General features: G+C 39.7%; 21 protein-coding genes. 4 read left to right on the forward strand and 17 right to left on the reverse strand.

Annotated features, from left to right (window positions below):
- Window positions 1–11 precede the first annotated feature (11 nt).
- From H4O18_RS02095 to pdxA, 7 genes are all read right to left on the reverse strand, one after another.
- Entirely contained in the window at window positions 12–1,127 is a 1,116-nt protein-coding gene (locus H4O18_RS02095; RefSeq protein WP_187581444.1) for an NAD(P)/FAD-dependent oxidoreductase, read from the reverse strand.
- 189 nt (window positions 1,128–1,316) lie between these two features.
- Window positions 1,317–2,669: an acetyl-CoA carboxylase biotin carboxylase subunit gene (gene accC / locus H4O18_RS02100; RefSeq protein WP_187581445.1), complete on the reverse strand. Its 1,353-nt coding sequence runs from the start codon at window positions 2,667–2,669 to the stop codon at window positions 1,317–1,319.
- A gap of 91 nt (window positions 2,670–2,760) precedes the next feature.
- Window positions 2,761–3,246 carry an acetyl-CoA carboxylase biotin carboxyl carrier protein gene (accB, locus tag H4O18_RS02105; protein WP_187581446.1) on the reverse strand — a complete coding sequence of 162 codons (486 nt, stop codon included), beginning with the start codon at window positions 3,244–3,246 and terminating at the stop codon, window positions 2,761–2,763.
- Between the two features lie 33 nt (window positions 3,247–3,279).
- Window positions 3,280–4,275: a beta-ketoacyl-ACP synthase III gene (locus tag H4O18_RS02110; protein WP_187581447.1), complete on the reverse strand. Its 996-nt coding sequence runs from the start codon at window positions 4,273–4,275 to the stop codon at window positions 3,280–3,282.
- Between the two features lie 174 nt (window positions 4,276–4,449).
- Entirely contained in the window at window positions 4,450–4,647 is a 198-nt protein-coding gene (gene rpmF / locus H4O18_RS02115) for a 50S ribosomal protein L32 (protein WP_103439312.1), read from the reverse strand.
- 8 nt (window positions 4,648–4,655) lie between these two features.
- Window positions 4,656–5,189: a YceD family protein gene (locus H4O18_RS02120; RefSeq protein ID WP_187581448.1), complete on the reverse strand. Its 534-nt coding sequence runs from the start codon at window positions 5,187–5,189 to the stop codon at window positions 4,656–4,658.
- Window positions 5,190–5,347: 158 nt separating this feature from the next.
- A complete protein-coding gene (gene pdxA, locus H4O18_RS02125) occupies window positions 5,348–6,400 on the reverse strand; it encodes a 4-hydroxythreonine-4-phosphate dehydrogenase PdxA (RefSeq protein ID WP_187581449.1) in 1,053 nt (350 codons plus the stop codon).
- A 70-nt stretch (window positions 6,401–6,470) separates the two neighbouring features.
- Here pdxA and H4O18_RS02130 point away from each other — a divergent pair, with 70 nt between their 5' ends.
- Both H4O18_RS02130 and H4O18_RS02135 read left to right on the forward strand, forming a co-directional pair.
- Entirely contained in the window at window positions 6,471–7,061 is a 591-nt protein-coding gene (locus H4O18_RS02130) for a riboflavin synthase (RefSeq protein ID WP_187581450.1), read from the forward strand.
- Window positions 7,062–7,209: 148 nt separating this feature from the next.
- A complete protein-coding gene (locus H4O18_RS02135) occupies window positions 7,210–7,995 on the forward strand; it encodes an alpha/beta hydrolase (protein ID WP_187581451.1) in 786 nt (261 codons plus the stop codon).
- 1 nt (window position 7,996) lies between these two features.
- Here H4O18_RS02135 and H4O18_RS02140 read toward each other — a convergent pair whose 3' ends face one another.
- Both H4O18_RS02140 and H4O18_RS02145 read right to left on the reverse strand, forming a co-directional pair.
- Entirely contained in the window at window positions 7,997–9,091 is a 1,095-nt protein-coding gene (locus H4O18_RS02140) for an acyltransferase family protein (protein WP_187581452.1), read from the reverse strand.
- A 45-nt stretch (window positions 9,092–9,136) separates the two neighbouring features.
- Window positions 9,137–10,948, reverse strand: a complete 1,812-nt coding sequence (locus H4O18_RS02145; RefSeq protein WP_187581453.1) for a sodium:solute symporter family protein — start codon at window positions 10,946–10,948, stop codon at window positions 9,137–9,139.
- A gap of 83 nt (window positions 10,949–11,031) precedes the next feature.
- Here H4O18_RS02145 and H4O18_RS02150 point away from each other — a divergent pair, with 83 nt between their 5' ends.
- Both H4O18_RS02150 and H4O18_RS02155 read left to right on the forward strand, forming a co-directional pair.
- A complete protein-coding gene (locus H4O18_RS02150) occupies window positions 11,032–11,787 on the forward strand; it encodes a sulfite exporter TauE/SafE family protein (RefSeq protein WP_187581454.1) in 756 nt (251 codons plus the stop codon).
- A gap of 373 nt (window positions 11,788–12,160) precedes the next feature.
- The gene (locus H4O18_RS02155; RefSeq protein ID WP_187581455.1) at window positions 12,161–13,969 is read left to right on the forward strand and encodes a hypothetical protein; all 1,809 of its coding nucleotides are present in this window, start codon (window positions 12,161–12,163) and stop codon (window positions 13,967–13,969) included.
- 178 nt (window positions 13,970–14,147) lie between these two features.
- Here the strand turns inward: H4O18_RS02155 and pbfA are convergent, their stop codons facing one another.
- The 8 genes from pbfA to H4O18_RS02195 form a co-directional block, all read right to left on the reverse strand.
- A complete protein-coding gene (pbfA, locus tag H4O18_RS02160; protein ID WP_187581456.1) occupies window positions 14,148–15,512 on the reverse strand; it encodes a (R)-1-hydroxy-2-aminoethylphosphonate ammonia-lyase in 1,365 nt (454 codons plus the stop codon).
- Window positions 15,499–16,755 (reverse strand): ComEC/Rec2 family competence protein, encoded by a 1,257-nt coding sequence (locus tag H4O18_RS02165; protein WP_222942311.1) that lies wholly within the window; start codon window positions 16,753–16,755, stop codon window positions 15,499–15,501. The genes pbfA and H4O18_RS02165 overlap by 14 nt, the downstream gene beginning before the upstream one ends.
- Before the next feature lie 27 nt (window positions 16,756–16,782).
- Window positions 16,783–18,498, reverse strand: a complete 1,716-nt coding sequence (locus H4O18_RS02170; RefSeq protein WP_187581457.1) for an alkaline phosphatase family protein — start codon at window positions 18,496–18,498, stop codon at window positions 16,783–16,785.
- 335 nt (window positions 18,499–18,833) lie between these two features.
- Window positions 18,834–20,123 carry a DUF5690 family protein gene (locus tag H4O18_RS02175; RefSeq protein WP_187581458.1) on the reverse strand — a complete coding sequence of 430 codons (1,290 nt, stop codon included), beginning with the start codon at window positions 20,121–20,123 and terminating at the stop codon, window positions 18,834–18,836.
- A 342-nt stretch (window positions 20,124–20,465) separates the two neighbouring features.
- The gene (locus H4O18_RS02180; protein ID WP_222942312.1) at window positions 20,466–21,047 is read right to left on the reverse strand and encodes a RidA family protein; all 582 of its coding nucleotides are present in this window, start codon (window positions 21,045–21,047) and stop codon (window positions 20,466–20,468) included.
- Window positions 21,048–21,076: 29 nt separating this feature from the next.
- Complete coding sequence (locus H4O18_RS02185; protein WP_187581459.1) at window positions 21,077–22,291, reverse strand: aminotransferase class V-fold PLP-dependent enzyme; 1,215 nt, start codon at window positions 22,289–22,291, stop codon at window positions 21,077–21,079.
- Between the two features lie 105 nt (window positions 22,292–22,396).
- Complete coding sequence (locus H4O18_RS02190) at window positions 22,397–23,650, reverse strand: amidohydrolase/deacetylase family metallohydrolase (RefSeq protein WP_187581460.1); 1,254 nt, start codon at window positions 23,648–23,650, stop codon at window positions 22,397–22,399.
- A 52-nt stretch (window positions 23,651–23,702) separates the two neighbouring features.
- Window positions 23,703–25,361 carry a PQQ-dependent sugar dehydrogenase gene (locus tag H4O18_RS02195; RefSeq protein WP_222942313.1) on the reverse strand — a complete coding sequence of 553 codons (1,659 nt, stop codon included), beginning with the start codon at window positions 25,359–25,361 and terminating at the stop codon, window positions 23,703–23,705.
- Window positions 25,362–25,450 lie beyond the last annotated feature (89 nt).

The raw sequence follows: 25,450 nt of genomic DNA on the forward strand, positions 1-25,450 counted from the left end.
TTACCTTCTGGCTACTTCGCCAAATTGGCCAATTCCTTTCCTATTAAACTACCGATGGCAATACCCATTCCCCCCATTCTAACCCCGCAATATACATTATTGCCCAATTGTTTTACAATGGGTTTCTTTTGTTTGCCCATACCCATAATACCACTCCATCTTAGGTCTATTTCAAAGGGCGTATTGGGTAAAATTACGGTCCGCAATATATTCTCAAGACTATTCTGAACCAAAGTGGTCTCTCCAAAAGTGCTGGTTTCTTCACCTTTAAAATCCAGATTTCTTCCCCCTCCAAATAGAATTCGGTCTTCAATGTTCCTAAAATAATAATATCCTTCATCCAAATGAAAAGTACCTTTGATATTCAGGTTATGTATAGGTTTGGTAATCAGCACCTGTGCTCTGGCGGGTTTTACCTTTTCCCGAATTAATTGGGATGCAAAACCATTGGTTGCAATGAATAGCTTGTTGGTTCTAAATTCGAAATGATCGGTTTTAATCATGACATGGTCTATATTTTCCACAAAGTTCTCCACCCCAATGGAATTTAGGATCGTTACACCACTATTTTGCACCTTATCCAATAAGGTTTTCATCATTTTACCGGTGTTGATCTGCCCTTCGAACGGACTGGAAATATAGTTCTCCTGAATACCTTTAAAACCAAAGCTATTTGGGAGCGTTTGGAAAGCGTCCGCCTTGAATACAGGTTTTAAAAGGGAATTAACCCTATCCAAATTATTCAGACAATCTTCATAAAGACCCTCTTGATCCTTCAAAAAAACCTCATTCCCACCGTGGTTTTGATAATCTATTTGTTCATCACCAAGATTTTCCCGAAGTAATTGCACACCCTCCCAACGCTTTTTTACCAATTGCAGCACCTCTTTCTCGGTATGCTTCCGCAAGTCCGATAAAATCTCCGATACACTACCGAAACATGCAAATCCAGCATTTTTTGTACTTGCCCCTTGAGGCAGAAGGCCTCTTTCCAATACTAAAATCTTAGCTTCAGGAAATTGTTTCTTTAAATATAGCGCACAATTAAGCCCTACTATCCCACTACCTACAACAGTGAAATCTATGTTGGACAACCACGTTTTATATTCCCAATAACTTAGGTTCATAGAGGGTAGGTGTATTTATAATCAATATAACAATAGTGGAATAAAGGTATTATTTCTTTGGCGATAAATGGAATCAATGGCAAAAGCTTGTTGCAATAATCGCTTTAACTAAGAAGGCGAAGTAATCTGTAGTATACCAACAGATTACTTCGCCTTCTTAGTTAAATAAATTTTCTTTACACTTATCCGTTATTCCACTGGCTGTGGTGCCATTACAAAGTCTTCCATAAACTTGGTAGTGTAATTGCCCGCCAAGTAATCTGGGTGATCCATAAGCTGTCTATGGAAAGGTATGGTTGTCTTAATTCCTTCAATAACAAACTCATCCAAGGCACGCTTCATTTTATTAATGGCTTCCTCCCTAGTTTGCGCCGTGGTAATCAGCTTTGCAATCATGGAGTCATAATTGGGAGGAATGGTATAGCCACTATAGACATGTGTATCCAATCTAATCCCATGCCCCCCTGGGGTATGCAAAGTAGTGATTTTTCCAGGAGAGGGCCTAAATCCGTTGTAGGGATCCTCGGCATTTATCCTGCATTCTATAGAGTGTAGCTTTGGAAGATAATTTTTCCCTGAAATAGGTACCCCACCAGCAACCAATATTTGCTCGCGTATAAGATCGTAATCTATTACCTGTTCTGTTATGGGATGCTCTACCTGAATCCTGGTATTCATTTCCATAAAATAAAAGTTCCGGTGTTTATCCACTAGAAATTCTATTGTACCAGCTCCTTCGTATTTAATATATTCAGCAGCTTTTACTGCTGCTTTCCCCATATCGTCCCTTAACTTATCTGTCATAAAGGGCGAAGGCGTCTCTTCCGTTAATTTTTGATGGCGTCGTTGAATAGAGCAGTCCCTTTCTGAAAGGTGACATGCCTTGCCGTATTGATCTCCTACGATCTGGATTTCTATATGGCGCGGTTCTTCTATCAACTTTTCCATATACATACCGCCATTTCCAAAAGCTGCTGTAGCCTCTTTAACCGCACTGTTAAAAAGATCCTCCATCTTGTCCTCGGACATTACCGCACGCATTCCCTTACCTCCACCACCAGCGGTAGCTTTGATCATAACGGGGTAACCCATCTTTTTAGCCACTTTTTTGGCATCGGCTACATCTTTTAGCAAGCCTTCAGAACCAGGCACACAAGGTACGCCAGCCTTTTTCATGGTCTCCTTGGCCGTGGCCTTATCTCCCATCTTGTCTATGTGGTCCCCTGTGGCCCCAATAAATTTTATATCGTGCTCCGCACAAATTCTGGAAAATTTGGAGTTTTCGGAAAGAAAACCATACCCAGGGTGAATAGCATCGGCATTGGTAATTTCGGCCGCAGCAATAATATTTGGAATCTTCAGATATGATTCACTACTTGGAGGTGGACCTATACAAACCGCTTCGTCCGCAAAACGAACATGCAAGCTTTCCTCATCCGCTTTCGAATATACCGCTACCGTTTTAATACCCATTTCCTTACAGGTCCTGATAATACGAAGCGCTATTTCTCCCCTATTTGCAATAAGTATCTTTTTAAACATCTTTTGAAATTTTAAATTTTGTAATCTAAATTTTAAATGGTTCGGAATAACCATAGAAAATCGTCATCCGACATTTAACATTTAAAACTTCCTATGATGGATCTACCATAAATAATGGTTGATCAAATTCTACAGGTGAACTATCATCTACAAGAACTTTCACGATTGTTCCGGAAACTTCAGACTCAATATCGTTAAATAATTTCATCGCCTCTATGACACATAGCACGTCACCTTTATTTATTGTGTCTCCAACTTCAACAAAATTAGGTTTGTCCGGTGAGGGTTTCCTATAAAATGTTCCAATAATCGGGGATTTTATGGTAATATATTTTGAATTTTCATCAGCTTCCTTTTTTACCTCTACTTCTACCGAAGGAGAGCCAGTAGGCGATGCAGCCATATGCTGTTGCATAGGGTTCCCCATAGGGATGTGCTGAACATAAGTTGGTTCTTGGGTATGACCAGCTGCCCCGGTACGGATGGTGATTTTTATATCTTCCATCTCCAATTTTACTTCACTAGCCCCAGATTTGGCTACAAATTTAATTAAGCTTTGAATTTCTTTAATATCCATAGAGTTCGTTTTAGTTTATAGGTTGCCTCAGATTTATGAATTGTATGCCCATTTTAAATAAATGGAGCCCCAGGTGAAACCACCACCGAAGGCTGCAAAAACCAAATTATCACCTTTCTTAAGCTGGGTTTCATAGTCGCTCAATAAAAGTGGCAGAGTTGCGGATGTGGTATTACCGTACCTCTGTATATTCATCATTACTTTGGAATCTTCCAATCCCATTCTATTGGATGTGGCGTCAATAATTCTTTTGTTGGCCTGATGAGGTATTAACCAATCAACATCATCATGCGACAAATTATTACGCTCCATAATTTTGGCTGCGGAATCTGCCATATTGGTCACCGCAAATTTGAAAACCGATTTTCCGTCCTGATAAATGAAATGCTGACGGTTTTTAACGGTTTCTTCCGAAGCAGGGAGCAATGATCCACCGGCATCCATTTTAAGGAAATTTCTTCCCACGCCATCCGATCTTAAGTATTCGTCCTGTAGCCCTAGACCTTCGCTGTTAGGTTCAAAAAGTGCCGCTCCTGCTCCATCCCCAAAAATTATACAGGTTGTTCTATCAGTGTAATCTATTATTGAAGACATCTTATCTGCCCCAATAAGCAATACTTTTTTATATCGCCCGGATTCAATATAACTGGCGGCCGTGGACATTCCGTATAAAAAACTGGAACAAGCAGCTTGCAAATCATAGGCAAAGGCATTAGTTGCTCCAATTTCAGAAGCCACATAAGCAGCTGTTGCGGCAACCATCATATCCGGGGTTGCAGTAGCAACAATAATAAGATCAATCTCCTTGGGGTCCAATTTACTTTTCTCCAAAAGTTGCTCTGCAGCTTTTATGGCAAGATATGATGTTCCCAGACCTTCACCCTTTAGGATTCTCCTTTCTTTAATACCAGTCCTGGTCGTAATCCATTCATCATTGGTATCCACCAAAGTTTCCAAAATCTTATTAGTCATTACAAAGTCTGGTACATAAGACCCTACAGCAGTAATTGCAGCTGTTATTTTGCTCATCTAAATTTGATTTTTATCAATAAATCTTCAAAAACAATTGAAAATTTGTGAAAATTAGTGATTTTCTGCGACTTTAAGTCCAAAAATACCTTGTTTTTGAATTTTACATCAGCCTCATAAAAAAACTCCCACTCTTAAGAAGTGGGAGTCCAAATTATATTGTGCTAGCGTAAATTATGCTACTGCTTCTTCAGTTTTGTCAATCAAAACCTCTCCACGGTAGTATAATTTACCCTCATGCCAATGAGCTCTGTGAAACAAATGCATTTCACCAGTGGTTGGGTCTTTAGCTACAGTAGGAGCTACCGCCTTATAATGCGTTCTTCTCTTGTCTCTTCTGGTTTTGGAAATTTTTCTTTTAGGATGTGCCATTATGAAACTTATTTATCCGTTAATAATTTTTTTAGTGCGTCCCAACGGGGATCAATATCTTCTTTGTTTTCCTTTGTTTCTTTTGGTTGCAGTTCTTCCAGCTTTTTCAACACCTCTGATTTCAGTGTGCCGTCCAAAACTCCTGGATGAACTTTTTTAAGTGGTACCGACAACACCAACATTTCATAAACATATTGTGCAATATTGATCTGATATTCACTGTGCGGAATAATCAATATTTCATCATTGTCATTGTTGTACTCATCACCAAACTTAATAACCAATTCCAAATCGGCCTTAACTTTCTGATCATAAGGTTCGCTGGTGAGATCACAATTAACGTTTACCGTTCCCCGTGCATTCATCTCCAACTCCATCATCGTACTCATTTTGTTCAAGGTAACGTTTAATTTAATATCCGCACCGTTAAACTCATCATACTCAAAAGACTCAAAGAACGTATTATCAAAAGTGTACTCAAACTCGTGTTTTCCCTGTTTCAGTCCCGAAAAAGGAATAATAAACTCCTTATGCTGCATCATGATCACACTGGTTTTAACGTACTCGCCGTAATAAAGGCGGGTGCAAAGATACTATTATTTTGTAAAAAGCCAACAAATAGATCGAAATAAATATATTCCTATCAAATTCTCATAAATCATTGACCTAATGCACAGTACACCCTCTTATTCAAGCAAGTCTACGACTGCCTTTTTAATTTATGTTTTTTTAAGGGATTAGCTACTAACTCCTTATATTCCTGTCTATTCTTAAATATCTGTATGGCCATAAAAACCGCCTCCTTAAAAGAGCTATGGTCTGCCTTTCCTTTTCCAGCAATTTCGTAAGCCGTGCCATGGTCCGGGGAAGTACGTACCTTATTAAGACCGGCTGTAAAGTTTACCCCTTTACCAAAAGATAAGGTTTTGAACGGTATAAGTCCTTGATCATGGTAAGCCGCCAAAATAGCATCAAAATTCTTATAATTGTCCGATCCGAAAAAACTATCAGCAGAATATGGCCCAAATACCAAATGTCCCTTTTCGGACATTTCCTTGATAACAGGCTTTAATACCTCATCATCTTCTTTACCGATTACCCCATTATCCCCACTATGAGGGTTTATTCCCAAAAGGGCAATTTTAGGTTTTCTAATTCCAAAATCCATTTTTAGGGAGTTGGAAATAGTGGTGATTTTAGAGCGAATAAGTTGTGGTGTAATGCTTGCGGCAACATCCTTAACCGCAACATGATCGGTTAGCAAACCTACCCTTAAACCATCCGCTACCATGAACATCAGGCTTTCACCTTCCAATTCCTGAGCCAAATAGTCTGTATGCCCCGGAAATTTAAAATCATCTGCCTGTATGTTGTTCTTGTTTATTGGAGCCGTAACCAAAACATCAATCTCATCATTTTTCAAGGCCGCTACCGCAGCTTTAAGGGACTGAATGGCGTATTTTCCACTCTCCGGTGTTGGCTCCCCAAAATTTATAACCGGTGTTTCTTTCCAGACATTTACCACATTGATCTTACCATCGATAGCCTTGGAGGCCTCATGGATACCGTTATAATTGATCTCAAATCCCAAATCCGTTTTTTGGTGGGAGATGGTTTTATTGGATGCAAAAATAACCGGTGTGCAGAAATCCAACATCCGGGAATCCTCAAACGTCTTAAGCACCACCTCGCACCCAATCCCATTTAAATCCCCAATGGATATCCCCAATTTGATCTTTCCAGTTTCCTGCATTTCGTGTTTTCGTTTAATATGAAATAAACCCCTAAATTTACAACACAAAACTACTTAATTAAAACGACACATGTTTACTGGGATTATTGAAACTTTGGGAGAAGTAATAAAATTGGAAAAAGAGGGAAGCAATCTTCATATTACCCTAAGATCCGAGATTACCCAAGAACTAAAAATAGACCAAAGTGTTGCCCATAACGGAGTATGCCTAACGGTCGTGAAAATAGCATCCGATCAATATACTGTAACCGCTATTGAGGAGACCTTGAACAAAACAAACTTGAACGACCTTGTGGAGGGGGAGTTCGTAAATCTGGAACGCGCCATGGTACTAGGGGCCAGACTGGACGGACATATAGTACAGGGACATGTAGACCAAACAGGTGAATGCATTAATCTTGAAGAAAAGGATGGTAGCTGGTTCTTTACCTTCAGCTATGATTCCAAACAAAATAATGTTACCATAGAAAAGGGATCTATAACCATAGATGGGACCAGCCTAACCGTAGTTGGATCCCAGAAAGACAGCTTTAGCGTTGCCATAATACCTTATACCTACGAACATACCCGATTTGGAAATTATAAGGTAGGAACAAGGGTAAATCTTGAATTTGACGTAATAGGCAAGTACGTATCCAGATTATTGGAGCTCAGATCTTAAGGTAATATTAAGATGACTTTCTCTCTAGATTGTCACAGTCGCTATTGGAGAGGTTAAATACTGTCTTAAATACAATATTATTTTCAAGAATCGTTATACTTGCAAGATTTGATGTTTTAATATGCAGTTTAAAAGTGATTATATTAGTTTGAAAGGAAACGTTTTTTCTTTCAATTTAGATAGAAACGTAGCCTTTAGATTAGTTGCACCGCCGAACTACAAGGAATCACCAACTGCATTTCCTGTATTATTAATGAACGATGGCCAGGATTATGTGGGTTTAAATTTAGAAAAAACACTGTCCGAAGCCTATAGGGACATGAAAACCATTCCATTTATTTTTGTTGGAATTGAAGCCGATAAAAATAGACTTTACGAGTACGGAACTTCAATTTCCGCCGATTTTAAAGGTAGGGGGAGCAGGGCATTACAATACTCCAAATTTATTATAGAGGAATTCGTGCCCTTCCTATGCCAAGAATTTAAAGTCTCCCCTCCTGTTCAAAACTGGGTCTATTGCGGTTTTTCCCTAGGAGGTCTTTCCGCTTTCGACATTGCGTTCAACAATTCACAGTTTTTTGGTAAAATAGGTGTTTTTAGCGGTTCCTTTTGGTGGCGTAAGAAACCCTACCAGAAGCACGATATGAAGGATAGAAGTCGAATAACTTTGGACATGATCAAGAACGCAGGTCAATTAGCCCCTATACAATACTTTTTTCAATGTGGTACGGAGGAAGAAACAGATGACCGAAACAATAATGGTATTATAGATGTCATAGACGATACCATGGACGTGATAAACGAATTGCAGTTAAAAGGTTATTCCTATCCTGGGGATATTTACTATAAAGAAATTGAAGGAGGAAAGCATGATCTTAGCACATGGAGCGCGGTCCTGCCACAATTCTTAAAATGGGCTTTCCGAAAAGGTTGAATTATACCTTTATAAATATCTTTTTTCTGTAGAGAATATATCCCAGTAACACATACAAAGAGACCAGAGAGAGCCCATATAACAATGAAGAGGTTTCCATTGCCAAAAAATCCTGAACATAAACGGTATTGAAAAGCCAGCCTTTTAGGGAGGTGTCTCCATCTACCTTTACCAAACCCATAATTTTACTTATGAAACTGGAAAGAAAATAAAGGACAATGGCATTTGCTCCGGCATACTTAAATATACTGCCAAACTTAATTCCCTTTACATCGGAGATATAATATATTATTGCCAAAATTATATTGGCCCAACCTGCTGTTACCAATACAAAACTACTGCTCCACAGCGCCTTGTTTATGGGGAAAAACAAATCCCACATATAACCTACAAGCAACATTACAATTCCAATACCGAAAAGCACCATTTCCTTTTTAGCTCTTTTGGAGCGTAAAATAAGACCTGTAAAAATCCCCATTAATGCTGTTGCTATTGATGGCAAAGTACTTAACAATCCCTCGGGATCATAATCAGCCTTATAGCTATGAGATCCAAAAACAAGTACATCCAAATAATTGGCCAAATTGTTAGGAGCACGTTCAAAGGTAGGTGCCATTCCGTTGACCGGTACAAAACCCATAAGCAACCAATACCCTATCAAAAGGAAAGCACAAATACCAACAAGTGTTTTCCAATTAAAATTGATGAATAAAATTGACGCAAAGAAAAACACAATACCAATTCGCTGTAGCACCCCTGGAAATCGAATGTTTTCGAAATCCTTAAAGAAAGGAAAGTGAATGGTAAAAGCTCCTAAGAACAGCCCCAGCCCACAAAGTTTCAGGGCTCTAATCGTAATTTTTTTATATGTACCTGAATCTACGGCCTTATTTTGATAAGAGAAAACAATGGAACATCCAACAATAAACAGAAAGAATGGAAAAACAAGATCGGTAGGAGTATATCCGTGCCATGGAGCATGCAGGAAAGGAGCGTATACATGGGACCAAGTACCGGGATTATTTACCAAAATCATAAGGACAATGGTAAGCCCCCTAAAGATATCAACGGAAATTATTCTATTCTGTATATTCATTCTCTCCCGGTTGCTGACCAGCTTTATATCTTAAATCGCCTATTCCTACAGAATATGGTCCTTCATTTTATTCCAAGCACGCGCCAACAAGAACCCGGACACCATGGCCACAAGGGTCAAAATAATTGCGTTGGTAGTTTTACCATATATCCAGTAGCCTGTAGCGAACATACAGGAATATATTAATACACAACCCAACAACATGGCTGTGATACCAGCGGGAACACTCCATTTTTCCTTGGTGTTCACAATCTCAACATTTTCATCTTTTGCATCCTTGATTACCTTGGACCAACCTGGTCCACCTGGCTGAATTTTTTTATAAAAATCCTGCAATACCTGCTTAGATTCCGGTTGAGTCATAAATGTTGCTCCCAACCAAATTATACTCGTGGCCAAAACCACGAAAGGATACTCTGCCCAATCTGGGAAAACCCCGGTTTCAGCAGCAAATAAGAAAGGCCCAACAGCTGTTAGTTTTAATATTATAGAGATGATTCCCGAAGCAAACATAGCGGTAATTTCACTCCAGGCATTGATTCTCCACCAGAACCATCTCAAAATAAAGATAAGTCCGGTACCCGCACCAAATACCAAGAGAACTTCAAACAACTGTAAGGCATTTTGCAAAAGTAGGGCCAATGCAGCACTGAAGACCATTAATATAACTGTGGATATTCTGCCAACGGCAACCAATCTTTTCTCAGAGGCATTGGGATTTATCTGCTGTTTATAGAAGTCATAAACAATATAAGAAGATCCCCAATTCAATTGTGTAGAAATGGTACTCATATAAGCTGCTATCAAAGAGGCCAAAACCAAGCCCAATAATCCGCTCGGCAATTTGGTCAACATGGCGGAATATGCCAAATCATGACCCAATTTATCTACAGCAACATTAGGGAAGGCCTCATGAATACTGGCTATGTCCGGATATACTACCAAAGATGCCAATGCCACCAAAATCCATGGCCAAGGGCGTAAAGCGTAATGCATAATGTTGAAGAAGAAAGTGGCTCCAATGGCATGGTTTTCATTTTTGGCCGCTAGCATACGCTGGGCTATATAACCGCCACCGCCTGGTTCTGCTCCAGGATACCAAGAACTCCACCACTGTACTGCCAAGGGTATTATAAATAAGGTAATTAAAGCTTTTTTATTACTGAAATCGGGCAGTATGGAGAGTTTGTCCGCTACATGTTCATTGGCCATTAAGGCTTCAATTCCACCTACTTCCGGGATATTGACCAAATAATAAGCTGCTCCAATGGCACCACCCATGGCCACAAAGAACAGTAGAAAATCAGTATACACCACTCCTTTAAAACCACCCAAGGCACTAAATGTCACGGTTATTAATCCTGCGCTCACCACGGTTACCCATGGTTCCAAGCCCAACATAATACCCCCTATTTTAATGGCCGCCAATGTAACTGCAGACATGGTGATTACATTAAATATCACTCCTAAATAAACAGCCCTGAATTTTCTTAAAAAGCTTGCCGGTTTGCCACCATAACGCAGTTCATAAAATTCAAGATCCGTATTTACATTGGATTTCCTCCAAAGTTTTGCATATACAAAGACGGTAAGTAGACCTGTCAGAAGAAAAGCCCACCATACCCAGTTTCCTGAAACCCCGTTGGTACGAACAATATCGGTAACCAAATTGGGTGTATCTGTAGAAAAGGTAGTAGCTACCATTGAAAGGCCCAGCAGCCACCATGGCATTGTCCGACCAGACAGAAAATATTCCGAAGAACTTGCCCCAGATTTTTTGGAGACATAAATCCCAATAAATAAAACGATCGAGAAAAAAACAACAATAAAACTATAATCTAGGGTACTTAATTCCATCAGTTTGGCTTTGGTTTGAGAATTAAGATCTAAAGATAAATTTTTTTGGGATACTTTTGCCCTTTGTTCGCCAAATGTCACATATGATTCTCTCAACAACACTGGATATAACCACAACCGCCTGGGCACTTGCTTTAACTGCCGCATTTGTAATTGGAATTTCCAAAGCCGGAATAAAAGGAATAGCCATCATCAATGTTACATTAATGGCATTAGCCTTTGGAGCCAAAGAATCAACGGGACTCATTGTTCCCCTGCTTGTTGTGGGAGATGCCTTTGCCGTTATTTACTACAATAGACATGCCCAGTGGAAGTATATAGTTGCTTTTTTGCCATGGATGATATTGGGCATATTTATTGGCACTGCCATTGGAAAAGATTTACCGGAAACCACCTTTAAGATCAGCATGTCGGTCATTATATTGGGAACGGTCATAATGATGTACTGGTGGGATAGAAAAAAATCCAAAAACGTTCCTACCCATTGGGCCTTTGCGGGTTTTATCGGGACAATGGCAGGTATTACTACCATGATTGGCAACTTGGCCGGGGCTTTTTCCAACATTTATTTTTTGGCCATGAGGCTGCCTAAAAACGAATTTATTGGAACAGCGGCCTGGCTCTTTTTTATAGTAAATATTTTTAAACTGCCCTTTCATATTTTTATATGGAAGACTATTACTCCAGAGACCCTAATGATTAATCTAAAATTAGTTCCCGGAATTGTTTTGGGGATTATTGTTGGCGTACGCTTGGTTAAAATCATTAAAGAACAATTCTATCGAAAGATGATTTTGATTCTTACCGCTATTGGGGCCTTTCTAATTCTTTTCAGGTAATAAGCAAAAAAAACTGGTGCAATGCACCAGCTCTTCAACTTGACTAACTCAAACTAATACTAACTCAAACTTTCGAAACAAAAATCGCATTAAAAAACCGGCTAAAAGTTAACTAAACTTCAAGCTAACATTACTATAAATAAAAGCCTCCAGCTCCTAAGGATAAGTGTATTTCCCAACATCCTAATTGTCAGCTAAATATTTTATCCATTTCCTGATAATTATCATATTCTAAGAACGCATTTCGCCTAAAATTTGTCGATTCATATTTGGACTTTACCATGATAAGTAGTTATCCCATAAATAGATAGCTCAGGTGTAGGTTATAGAAGTAACACTCTAAGGGTCCAACAAATTAAAAATATTTAAACGTATGAAAAAACATAGCTTTCATATACCAGTTATGGGAATTGGTTTTACCATAGATACTCCCCTTAAAGTTTCACACCTAGGTATAGATTCGGTAATTTCTTTGGTCGATGACATCTTGATCGAAAAATTAAGGAAAATGTACTGTGATAAATTGGAGCTCCCTTATCAAGAGATTTCAGACAAGCTGGAAGATTTTAGAGCGAAGAGAATTACAAGTTACCTTAACTTGATAAATGATGCGGCACACAAAAAATTTGAGGACCTAAAAAATTCTGCACATGAAACAGGAAAAGAAATAAAGGAATACTTAGGTCTTTTACCCAATGCATTCCATCTCCGGCTAGAATTTGAAAAACTGACTTCCGGCGATTACAGTGCCTCGGAAATTAAAAAATGGCTGAAAGAGAATTTATCCATGGGCAGTATTGACGTAAATATTATGACCAAGGTGGACAAGGAAAATTTTATTAAAAAGGTTAAGCTGCCTACCGAATTTAATGATGCCCATGCCGCGTTGCGTGGATACGCCAATAGCGAACTAAATTCTTCCGTTATTCTTTCTGCGGGAATGAACCCCCGACTTTATAGTTATCTGGAAAATTTCGATGATTTTTTTCCCGATGAAAATGGAAATATTAAAAAGAAGATAGTATTAAAGGTAAGTGATTATAGGTCTGCCTTTATCCAAGGAAAGTTCTTGGCCAAAAAGGGAATTTGGGTATCGGAGTATAGGATAGAATCCGGTCTAAATTGTGGTGGACATGCCTTTGCTACCGACGGGTATTTAATGGGGCCCATTATGGCCGAATTTAGGGACAACAAACAAGCGTATATTGAAGAAATCCATGGTATTTTACTTCCTGCGCTTGTATACAAGGATCGCACAGTACCAAAACAAAATTTATCCCTTAAAATTACCGCCCAAGGTGGTGTTGGCACCGTTGACGAACACGAGTTTCTCCTGGATCATTACAAGGTAGATTCTGTTGGTTGGGGAACGCCATTTCTATTGGTCCCAGAGGCCACTACCGTGGATAAGGCAACATTGGAAAAATTGGTGGCCGCGAAAGAAGAAGATTTGTACTTAAGTGATATTTCCCCATTGGGAGTACCTTTCCATAACCTTCGTGGAAACACTAAGGATATGGAAAAACTAAAAAATATAGATAAGGATCGACCAGGAAGCTCCTGTCCAAAGAGATACGTAGCCTTGAACAAGGATTACTCTGACAAAGGTCTCTGTACTGCCTCAAGGCAATACCAACATTTAAAAATTAAGGAACTGGATGTCCAAGATTTAACAGAAAAGGAATACGCAGGAAGATTAAATAAAATAACAGAGAAATCATGTACTTGTGTTGGCCTCGGCACTTCTGCCCTGCTGGCCTATGACCTGGATACTAAAACAGAAGGCCCGGGTGTTTCTATCTGCCCCGGACCCAATATGGCCTATTATTCCAAAATAATGACCTTAAAAGATATGGTTGACCATATTTACGGGCGTGGTAATGTTATTTCCAGAACCGATAGACCCCATATGTTTATTAAGGAATTGGGGATTTACCTTGATTACCTCAAAAATAAAATTGAGGAATCCAAGGATTCCATGAATAAGAAACAAGAGAAATACCTGTTGACCTTTACCCATAATTTAAATGAGGGCATCACCTATTACCAAGAATTATTTGGGAGCCTTAAAGGACAATTTGAAAACGTAAAGGACTCTGTTCTAACTGAATTGACACAAGGTTTAAAAACATTGGAAGGTTTTAAAATGGAGATAGAAACGCTTTCTTTATCGGAGGTGTAACAATCAAAGTGGTTTACACTTTAGACCCTGGCCTTATTAATGATAGGTTTGTACAGAATGATATATTTTAATTTATAGGGATTATTAAGGTCTTGACTCCGCCTGTCGGCAGACAGGCTGGCTCAAACAGATATTGTCCACTTATGTCATCTGGAGCGCAGTCCAATGGTTATTTTATTTAAGAATTCACCATTGCCAAGCTTTCATCCAGAATATTTAAGGCCGAATCCAGTTCTTTTCTACTTATGGTAAGTGCAGGTGACAATTGCAGAACGTTGCCCGCAGAAACCTTAAAGCTGAGGCCTCGTTTTAAACATTCGTACATGACCACCTCAGCTTCATCAATGGCCTTCTCCTTGGTTTTCTTGTCCTTTACCAATTCTACACCCCACAACAGTCCCATTCCCCGGACATCACCAATAAGGGGATATTTTAACTGTAATGCTGCCAGTGATATTTTAAGGTATTTTTCATCTGCCTTTACCTTGTCCAATATTTTTTCATTCTCCAAAAAAGCAATGGTACCAAGCCCTGCTACGGCACCCAACGGACTTTTTTCATGGGTATAATGTCCTAGGGAAATGTCTCCAAACTTGTTGTATTCGTCCCTAGTAATGATAGCGGCCTGAGGAAAAATACCGCCCCCCAATCCCTTCCCAATACACAATATATCCGGTTCTATTCCATAATGTTCAAAAACGAACATCTTACCTGTTCTACCAAGAGCTATTGGAATTTCATCCAAAATAAGTAATACCCCATATTTGGTGCATAGCTCCCTAGCCTTCTTCCAAAATGCCTTGGAGGGCAATTGAACATCCGTATTCCTGATTGTTTCAGCAATAAAAGCTCCAATATCGCCTTCCTTGGAAAACACATATTCCAAATATTCCAAACATTTATCTTCATTGTCCTCAAAAATTCCACGGTAGGTAACAGGTGGTGGAATACGCTCCACTCCTGGCATTAAAGGCCCCATAGACTCCCTGAAGACTGCTTCCCCACCAACGCTGATGGCATCCAAGGAAGCCCCATGAAAAGAATCCCAAAAAGAAACCACCTTAAACCTGCCCGTTACGGCCCTCGCCAATTTTAAAGCAATGCCTATGGAAGAACTACCGTTGGGCGTTAGAAGGACCCTGTTAAGGTCGGATGGCATCAAAGAGGCCAATTTTTCGGCAAAATCAATGGCAGGAATGTTCGTATACCGTCTTGGGGAAAAAGGCAAAACCCTCAATTGCTCAATAATTTTCTCTATCAGTTGTGGATTGGCGTAGCCCACCTGATGCACATTATTGCCATGGAAATCCAGATATTTTTTTCCTGATATGTTCTCAATATACGGTCCCTCACAACTTTGTAGAACATCCAGACATGGAGTGGACATGGATTGATGAAGAAAATATCGGGCATCCCGTTCCAAAATTTGTTTGGTTTCCTGGCTAATCTCGGAGTCCATCCAGGCAGCACGTGCCGGAGTAAAATTAATATCCCCTTCGGTCTTTTTGTTCTGGGCACCAATACCTGAATTATCTTGCTTCATAAGGTCCATATTTTGCTATTATTTCTCGTTCTTTTGAGTCATCGTTTAGAATATAAATATCATATCTGCTCCCTTTGTCATACACGCGGACTACTATATGCCCATTCTGACTTTTATATTGATTCAACCTATCGCCTATCACATCTTTAAGGGGTTGCAACATAACCGTAGAAAACATATCCCGCTCCCCGGGATAGAGCTCTTTTGAGGTGATTCTTCTTAGCACCTCTTCCCCTGGGTGGTCCGATGACCAATTTTGCTGGATCCATATCCTGGGTCTAAGCGTTCTTACAAAGAATACATTTTGGGAATCCCTGTTACCGTGATGGTTTAAGGTGGCTACATCCACCGGGCCAATCACAGGTGCCACGTGCGATTCCAGGGAATTTAAATCCGTTTGTCCAAAGGCATCAATACCGCTTATATCTCCTCCGGTAAAATAATCGAACTCACCATAGGTAATTTTTAGGCATGTACTTAAAGGGTTTTCGCCGGAATACTCCCCTTTGGAAAATAAAGAATAATAATCCTCATTTTCACCGGTCCAGACATTACCATTAACTGCAATATTACGAACAGTAAAATTGGAAAAATTACTTGGCGCTTTTTTTAGCTCAATTTGATTTATTGCCCCTGGTTTTAGGACCTCATATATTAAGCCATCCTTTTTGGAGTGATAATCCATGTACTTCCAATATTCCTGCAATGTTTCTATAATGCTATAAAGGTCGTCGGCTTTTATCTCCTTTTGTACCAGAGGATTTTTTAAATCGATGGGGTAACTACTTCCCCGGTCCAAATGGGTTTTGATGGGCAATATACTTCCCACTTCCATCATTCCAGTTAAGGCATAATTCCCTTTTGAATGCCTGTTCCTGTTAACATCCATCTCCCCAAAATGATCATCGTGGAAATGGGTGATTAATCCATAATCCAGTTGTATAGGTTGATTTTTTGGGAAAAATTGAAGTATATAATCCACGATCCATTGGGGCGCAGATTTGGAGTTATCTGGTTTTTGTACCGCATTTCTGGCAGACAAAGTTCTGGGATGGGTTTCGGACATGTCGCCTGCATCCACCAAGAGTGTGGTGGCATCCGGAAAAATAAAAAAAGCGGCATCTCCGCGACCTGTATTAATATGATGAATATCCAGCATCCCCTCTTCCCATTGGGGCAATTGCCCACCTTTGTCTTGGGCCGTTACCACCATAATCGACAAAAGAAAGAATATCAGCTTCATTGACAATCTTTTTGCTGCTATTACCAGTTACTTTAATATTGATGTAGGTAACACTTGTTTAGGTATGGCCTTAGTTTGATAATCCACATTTAACCAACCACTACCCCCACCGTTAAACCATACCACTTGCAATGGATGGCTCCCCTGCTTTAAAACAATACTACCATTCTTTTCCACTACGCCGTGGTCCCCATCATTGTCCACGATCAATTTATTATCTACCCATAATTTGCTACCATCGTCAGAATTGGTATAAAAGGTAAACCTATCTTCCTTTTCAATCTGAATGTTGGTGCTGAATCTTACAACGGTGTTGCTTCGAATTTCTTCCTTAACCTCATCCGAAGTTATTTCAAAACAAGTCCCTTTGGCATCAGGTTTTCTATTTTCCAGACTAGGAATGCTCGTTAAGTTATCCAAATAAAACAGTTCATACTTTATAGGCGGAGCCACCGTCTTCTTTTTTATTCTAAAAAAAGCTTCAGAAACCGTACTGGCAATTTTCCCATTGTTAAAAATAGCACTTTTAACAACAACATTTTCCGAAGTCTTGACCGCTTCGGAATATAATGTGGAATTGGCACTAGGCATGGAACCATCTAAGGTATACCTTATCTCGCCTAGGTTATTCGGATTCTCTATTTTAATGGTTGCAGATTCATCAAACAATCCCCCAGCCTTTTTATTGAGTTCGGCGGCAGGCAATATAATAGGTTCCTTTACCCTTTCCGAAATTGGATAATCATCACTAAGATCAAAACCTACAAATGCATTTTTTACAGGTTTTCCGATCCAGGCCAAAGGCGTTTTTATTCCCAAAGCAAAGGCGACCGTGGCCGCATTGTCGTATTGGTATACCGGGTATTTAAGCACATGGTTCTTTTTGACCGATTTCCCCCATAGAATAAAAGGTATTTCTATTTCCTGTAATGATTCCCCTCCGTGACCTTTGCCGAGCCCCCCATGATCGGCACTTATGATGACCAAGGTTTCATCTGCCATTCCAGATGCCTTTATGGCTTCCATTACCTCAGCAAGCAATTCATCCGCTTTTTCCACGGATCTGTAATATTCAGCACTACCATGGCCATATTCATGTCCACCGTGATCCACATGATCAAAATGGATAAAAGTGAAGGTTGGTTTTTTATCTTTTATATAAGCACTGGCCAAGGCCGCCGTTTTATCTTCGGAATCAGGGTTTATGTCATAATCCACAGCATCTTTCTCAAACAACCTGCCAAATCCGGTCCAGTGATAAATGGCGCCAATTTCCGCATCTTCCTTATTGTCATAGATCAATTGAAAGATAGTTGGGAAAAGGAAATCTTCACTTTGAGTGATTGCCGGCAAAACAAAATTATTCTTCTCCCAGCTATTGGACGTAATCCCATGCTGCTCAGGCCCGGCACCCATAATCATAGAGGCCCAATTGGTACTGGAACTTGTAGGCAAAACCGCCCTTGCATGCATTGAGGAGGCCCCTTCACTTATTACCTTATCAAAGTTTGGCGTATTGGCATTTTCCAATCCATCGGGACTTAATCCATCAAAACCTATAACAACCACGTGTTTTGCCGAAGGAGTTTGTTCATGTTCAGAAGTGGCGCAGGACCATACTGAACACGACAGCGCTAACAATACAAAAGTCTTTGACAGGGTCATTTTAAGGATTTTTCTACGCAAAGTATCCTCCATGGTAGAAATAAAATGGGGTTTCAGTACAAAATTGGTTTTGCTCATTTTCTTGGTTTGACGTTTAGGATTACTGAAGAAGTGTAAATATCATGTGACTAAGTTAAGTTAAATAGTTAATAATATTAAATTTTTGTAACTATAACTATAATTTTTTGATATAAAATACCAATCATAATACAATATTAAATCCTCCCAACTTTAGTGATCCCCTGTCCTTGATTAGATTATAAAAGACAAAGCCATAGTGTACATCCACTATGGCCTTTTACATATTAAAAATGTACTATGGATAGTTGATACTGTTTATTCTTGGCGTAATACCACCTATGACCTTGACTTATTTCTTGAAAATTGCAACACATTAAAATGCAGTTCCCAAATTATGCTTTCGCTAAATGTACTTCCTGCTTTTCCAATATTAAATTCCTCTTATATTTCCTTTTAAAGTAAATAAGTGAAATAATAGTAATTAGAGTCCCCAAAACAGCAATTAAGTAAGTGCTCGCCATGAAGAAATTGAGCCATGAAAGCTTACTATGACCAAAATTCTTGTAAAGAAGTACACCCATACTACCTAAATAACCAAAGGCATCCGCGATATAAATAAGGTAACCTGCATTACCCTTTATACGGAAAGTGGCAATCATGCGGTCGAAAAAGATGCAGTTAAAGGGTACGTAACAAATATAGAGTCCGAAGCCTACACTGATCATCCAAAGTATAGGTGAAATCACAGCCATTTGAAACAACAAGGTAGACAGACCAATGGCCACTGTACCAATAAGCAAAAAATAATGATAGGAAACAAAAGCTTTATAATTGTTTTTTATCACCCCTAAAAAACCTATGATTATCAGTACCAATATGGCAATTGGCAGTTCGGATATGGTATATATGGCTGCATCTCCTTCAAAACCTAAGGAATCCCAGATCTCTCTTGAAAAATTATCCCTAAAATCTCGCAATGCCGTTAAAAAAGTGTAGAAAAACACCAGGATTATTATGGGGAATAGGAAAGCTAAAAAAACCTTTTTTCTATCCTTTCCGGTCATAGGTTTCCTTTCTGTTCTCAGTTCCTTATCCTCCGCTGTAGGTTGCGGCATTTTATTCAACAACCAAGCAAAAAATACGAAAGGAACAAAAAAAATGGCTCCAGTAACCGATGGCATCCAAAATTGGGACACCTGCCAATTTTCCATAACCAAAAGTCCGACCGATTTTACCGCGCCACTGGAAACAATAAAACTGGAACATAAAGCTACTCCCAAAAACTCCGTAAATTTTCTACCCTCCAAATACGAAAACACTATTCCCCAAACCATCCCCAAGGGAAGTCCGTTTAAAAACATAAACACGATATTATAAGGTGACGGGGTAATGGCGAACAAAATAAGACTTGCCTCAGCAGCAAGAATAAGTCCCAGGAGATAAAATATTCGTTTGTTGGGCTGTAGTTCCGAAATTACCTTGATGCCTATAAATTTGGAAAGCATGTACCCAAGTACTTGTGCTATAATCAAAATTATCTTGTAATCCACCCCGGCGAATGACAGGTCTTCAAATGTTGCTACCGTAAAAGGCTTGCGAAAAGCATACATGCAGAAATAAGTGCCAAAAGAGGCAAAAGCCCCATATAGCAAAAACGAAATATCTTTTTTTACTAGCTTCAAAAATATTGGTAGTTTGGTTGTAAATTTTTACAAAAGATAAATATTAAAAGGCAATATTGCCGCCTTTTTAAGTTTAAATGAATTTTTTACAGTTATATGATTGTTATGGGAAGATTAAATAATTTAAGTACTGTATATTTTATCAATTATCTAAACTAGGGAATTATCTAAGCTTAATATTCTCCGACACATTTTAGCTAGGTATCACCCTCTCTAAGAAGAGATCAATCCCTGCAATTGTAGGCTCACCTAATAAGCTAGAATAATACCACTTGCCTTTGGTGTATTGTTCTTTTTTGCATCGCAAAAAAACAAACTAAAAAAGGCATTTTTTCGATAAATTTATTCCGGCATTACCTCTACGATCATTTCAATTTCCACCGCAATATTACCAGGAAGGGACCCCATTCCTACCGCAGCACGGGCATGTTTCCCCCTTTCTCCAAATACGGAAACCATTAAGTCCGAATAACCATTGATCACTTTTGGATGGTCTGTGAATTCTGGAGCAGCGTTTACCATTCCCAAAACTTTGACCACCCTGACTACTTTATTTAAATTCCCGAGTTCCGATTTTAAAACGGACAACTGATTAATCCCTGTAACACGGGCAGCCTCATACCCTTGCTCAATACTTAAATCCACTCCTACCTTCCCCTCAATATTTTCCCCATTACTTTGCAGGGGTCCTTTTCCAGAGAGAAAAATTAGGTTTCCTGAGCGTACAGCGTTGACATAATTGGCTACAGGAGCACTAGCTTCCATTAATGTAATGTCCAATTGCTTAAGTTTTTCCTCGGGATCGTAATTGGCAGGAATTACTGGAGTTTCTTTAATCAATTCCATCTCTGCTTGTTCTTTTTTAGTATTACACGAAATGGACATTATTATTATAATTGGCACTAAGAAAAATTTAATATTCATAAGGTTACTTTTAAAACTGATTAAATTCATTATACATTCTCCAATACTTCTTTTACTCGTTTGGCCACAATCCTTTCCTGTCCCGGATCCATCATCCAAGTAGTAATGCCAATAGTTTCCTTATCGCCAACCGTAGCTATTGCAGGATGCCCTTCCATTAACCTTTTTCTGGCTTCCTCTGGGGTAATCTTGACTATTTTGTTGTCCCATGAAATTCGTAAGGATGGAACATGATTGGCATATGGTGGGACATGAATTTCTGTTTCCACCCCTTTTACGGATAAAGCACTATCGCTGATAAGTTTTATTTGATTCTCCCATAGCTTCCATTCCTTCCCATGGTCTTTTGCCAAATACATTTCCAAGGCCACCAACATTCCCAAAACTTCCTCTTTATTTACTTTCATCCCTCTGCCAATAGTAGATCCACGTGGCGGGGTATGGATTCGTGCCGCTTTGATAAGATCTTTTCTGCCCAGTAGCAAACCGGCACTCTGAGGGCCCCTAATACCTTTTCCTCCGGAAAACGCTACTAAATCGAACCCCATCTTGGTAAACTTAAAGAGATTCTCAACAGGTGGCACATCCGCGGCACAATCTATAAAAGTTGGGATTTTATGCTTTTTACCCAAGGCAATAAACTCGTCATACTTGACTTCACCATTATCCGTATTGGCATTTAAAAACCAAAGCATGGCCGTATTTTTATTAATGGCCTTTTCCATTTCCTTCTTTGTTTTTACTACGACCAATTTGGCGCCTACGTTTAAAAGGGCATGGGTATAACCAATATTATGGCCTTCCTGTATTATTACCTCATTCTTTAATCCAGTAGTATCTGGAAGTTGGGCAGCTATATCGGAATCCATTCCAGATATGACCCCAGCAAGCCCTATGGACATGGCCCCGAAAGCACCAGAGGAAACCGTGGCATATTCACATTCCAACAATTCCGCTATCCTTTCCCCAACCTTGTCCTGAAGCTCATCCAAATCCACATATTCCGTAGCTCCGAATACAATAGCCGAGGTAACCTCTTCGGACATTAATGACCCGGTCATAGAGGTATATGTTCCCGCAGCATTTATAAATGTACGGAGCCCCAACTCCTTGAAAAAATTCCGAGTTGCCGGTTTGGTTACTGCGGCACTCAGCAATTGTGGCGCTAATAGTCCCGTACCTACCAATCCGCCCACCACCGGCACACTGGATAAGGTCTTTAATAATTTTCTCCTACTTAGCATAATTCATTTTTTATAGATTAATCCAAATTAACAATACAATGGTTTTCCTCTAGGAAATTCCCAGCATGCCGGTGCTAGAAAACAACGGCAATTCATAAAAGCCCTTTACTTAGCATTCCACATAGGTCTGGAAATTCCGTTAAGGTCCCATACCACATCACCCTCCCTTAGGGTAAGTTCACATTCCAATTTTTGATCGCCCAGCATTCTTTTTCCCTGTGTATCAATATACCCAAAGTTCCCTTTTCTAAGGTTGAGAATAGTCAAGTCCGCGACAGCTCCAACAGTTAGGTGGCCCAAATCTGTACGTTTAATATATTGTGCCGGATTCCAGGTGGTACATTCAATTACCTGCTCTACTGGCATCCCCATATTGATGAATTTTGACATTATATTGAGGATATCCTTCATTCCCCCGTTCATACTTCCCGTATGCAGATCTGTGCTTATTGAATTAGGTAAAAAACCTTGCTTTATGGCCGGAATAGCCTGCTCAAAAACAAAACTGCCCCCACCATGGCCTACATCAAAAACAACTCCTCTTTTTTGTGCGTCAAAAACATACCTCCTTACCTTACCATTTTCGTCCACCACAGGAGTTCTCCCTTTTACATGGGCATATGCATGGGTGAAAATATCACCTGGACGCAATTTTTCCATGAGCAGGGTTTCCAAAGACAACTCGGGTTCACTGCCACCAAAATCGATCATAACCGGGATGTCAGCCAAGGTACCCGCTTCAACCACCCTATTCACGGGTTCCCAATCAAAACCACTGTAGTGGGCCAATTTTACCCCCACTATGGTTCCTTTGTTCTGCATGGCAACATAAGCGGTCATTTTAGGGTTCATATCCTCTATATTTTGCTCAATGGCACCACCCTTCATTCCCGATCCAATGATATTGAGGAATGATAAAACCCTTGTTTTTGATCGATCGATCGTCTGTTCCTTAAAAGTTCTAAAATTTTTCCATCCAGCCCCCCCAACATCAACTATTGTGGTAACCCCATTTCTAAGGGTAAACCCATCGGGAGGCAAACTACTAAAGCTGTTACTTAAATAGGCATCTTCTTCGGTCCCAAAAAAATTATGTCCATGTATATCAAGCAGTCCAGGCGTAACTAATAAACCCTTTGCATCAATGACCGTTTTAGCCTCATTTTCTGGAATTTTGGAATCGACTTTTGCAATTTTTCCATCTTTTATGGCTACATCCATTACTTGGTCCAAATTATTTTTTTTGTCGATCAAATGCCCTCCCTTGATCAGGATGTCGTAGTCCTGTCCCGTTATGGAGACAGTTGTCATTAACAATAAAACAATGGGCCAAATCTGGTTTTTAAGTATGTTTTTCATTTTTAAAAAGTATTAGTTGATCTAAACACCTAGTATGTATAGTATGTAAATTCTATAAACTGCTTCTTAGCCTCTTTACTTCTTCTGCTTTTACCTCCCCCGCATCGTTCCCAAAATTGGTCCTGATATAGGTCAGGACATGGGCCACTTCCTCATCACTTAAAAAACTGTGCTGCGGCATTACCCCATTGTACACCTCCCCGTTCACCTCCATGGAACCTTCCATTCCTTTTAAAACAATATTTATTAGCCTTTCCTTATCCCCGGTTACCCATTCCGTTCCTGTCAAAGGTGGAAATCTACCCGTTGCACCTCTACCATCCTGTTGATGACAGGTACTGCAATAGGTGTAATAAATCTTTTCACCTCCTGTATATTTCCCCGCTATAAGATTATCCTTGATTTCATCTGGTGTTCTAAGGTGGGACAGTAGTTTTCTTTTTTCCATTTCCGCTAATTGTTCCCGGCCAAAATTATCTTTATCACCCTCAAAAACTATCTTCCATATCCTTCCCTTTACCGAATCTGAAATGTACATACTATCGTCTGCACCGAAGGCAATACCCATAGGCCTGTATTCAGCGTCTTTAACACTAACGATAGGATCCACCCCTGCAAAACCATCTGCAAAAACTTCCCAATCGCCTGAAGGCTTACCATCTTTGAAGGGAACAAATCCAACAAAATACCCGGATTGCGGATAAGGCGCCCTATTCGTAGACCCATGGAAGGCTATAAAAGCCCCGTTTTTATATCTTTTTGGCAACTTATCCCCATCATAAAAAACCAAATCATTTGGTGCCCAGTGCCCGGGAAATCCCATTATAGGATCATCGAAATCCTTACATCTCCCAACAATTTTACCATCCCCACCATATTCGGGCGCCAACACTTTTTTTTCCTGCATTTGATCATAATAACAATAAGGCCAACCAAAATTTGAACCTTGAGTTACCTTTATAAATTCCTCGGAAGGGAGCAAGGCACTTTCCCAACCGGAATAGATATTTGGAAATAGTCTCAGCAAATCGTCCCGACCGTGCATAACGATATACAGATTATCGTCCTCCGAATTCCAATCCATAGCAACAACACTGCGTATCCCCGAAGCATATTTGTACCCATCCTTTTGGGTCTGACCCAGCTTGTTGGCATCAAAACGCCAAACACCTCCATGGTCCTCCAATTGTGGACATGGGTCCATGCCTGGAGCCCCAGGGGTTCTTTTTGGGTTTTGACAGGCGTTGGAAGGGGCGCCAAAAGGAACATACATATGACCCTTGTTATCAAAAGCAATGGGCTTACCTATATGCTCGTGTTTGCCATGCTCATGATCATCGGTCAAAACAATTTCCATTTCCCCTTCAGGTATTAATGTTCCTGGTTTTAATTTATAGCGATAAATGACCAATTCAGAACTAAAATATAGATAGCCATTATATATCCTCATGGCAGTGGAATAACTCCATTTTTGAAGCGAACGGTATGCCCCAAATTTTTCTATCACATCTGCCCTGCCATCATTATTTTTATCTTGAAGTACAACTATACCTCCTTTGTCATTGGAATTTCTAAGTTTACCATATAGTATCCCTTCATCTGTCACCGCCATATGCCTCACCCTTTCCTCTATACTGTCTACGACCACAACAGCTTTAAAACCTTCAGGTAGAAAAAGGCCCCCATTGGATGGTTGTACCTCGCATTGCACCAGAGTCCAAATTGGTACAACCCAAAAAAACAATTTTTTGAAACGAGGGGAAATGGGCATTATATATATTTAATAAACTTGTGATATAC

It is taken from the genome of Arenibacter arenosicollis (assembly GCF_014397245.1).
Taxonomy (GTDB): domain Bacteria; phylum Bacteroidota; class Bacteroidia; order Flavobacteriales; family Flavobacteriaceae; genus Arenibacter; species Arenibacter arenosicollis.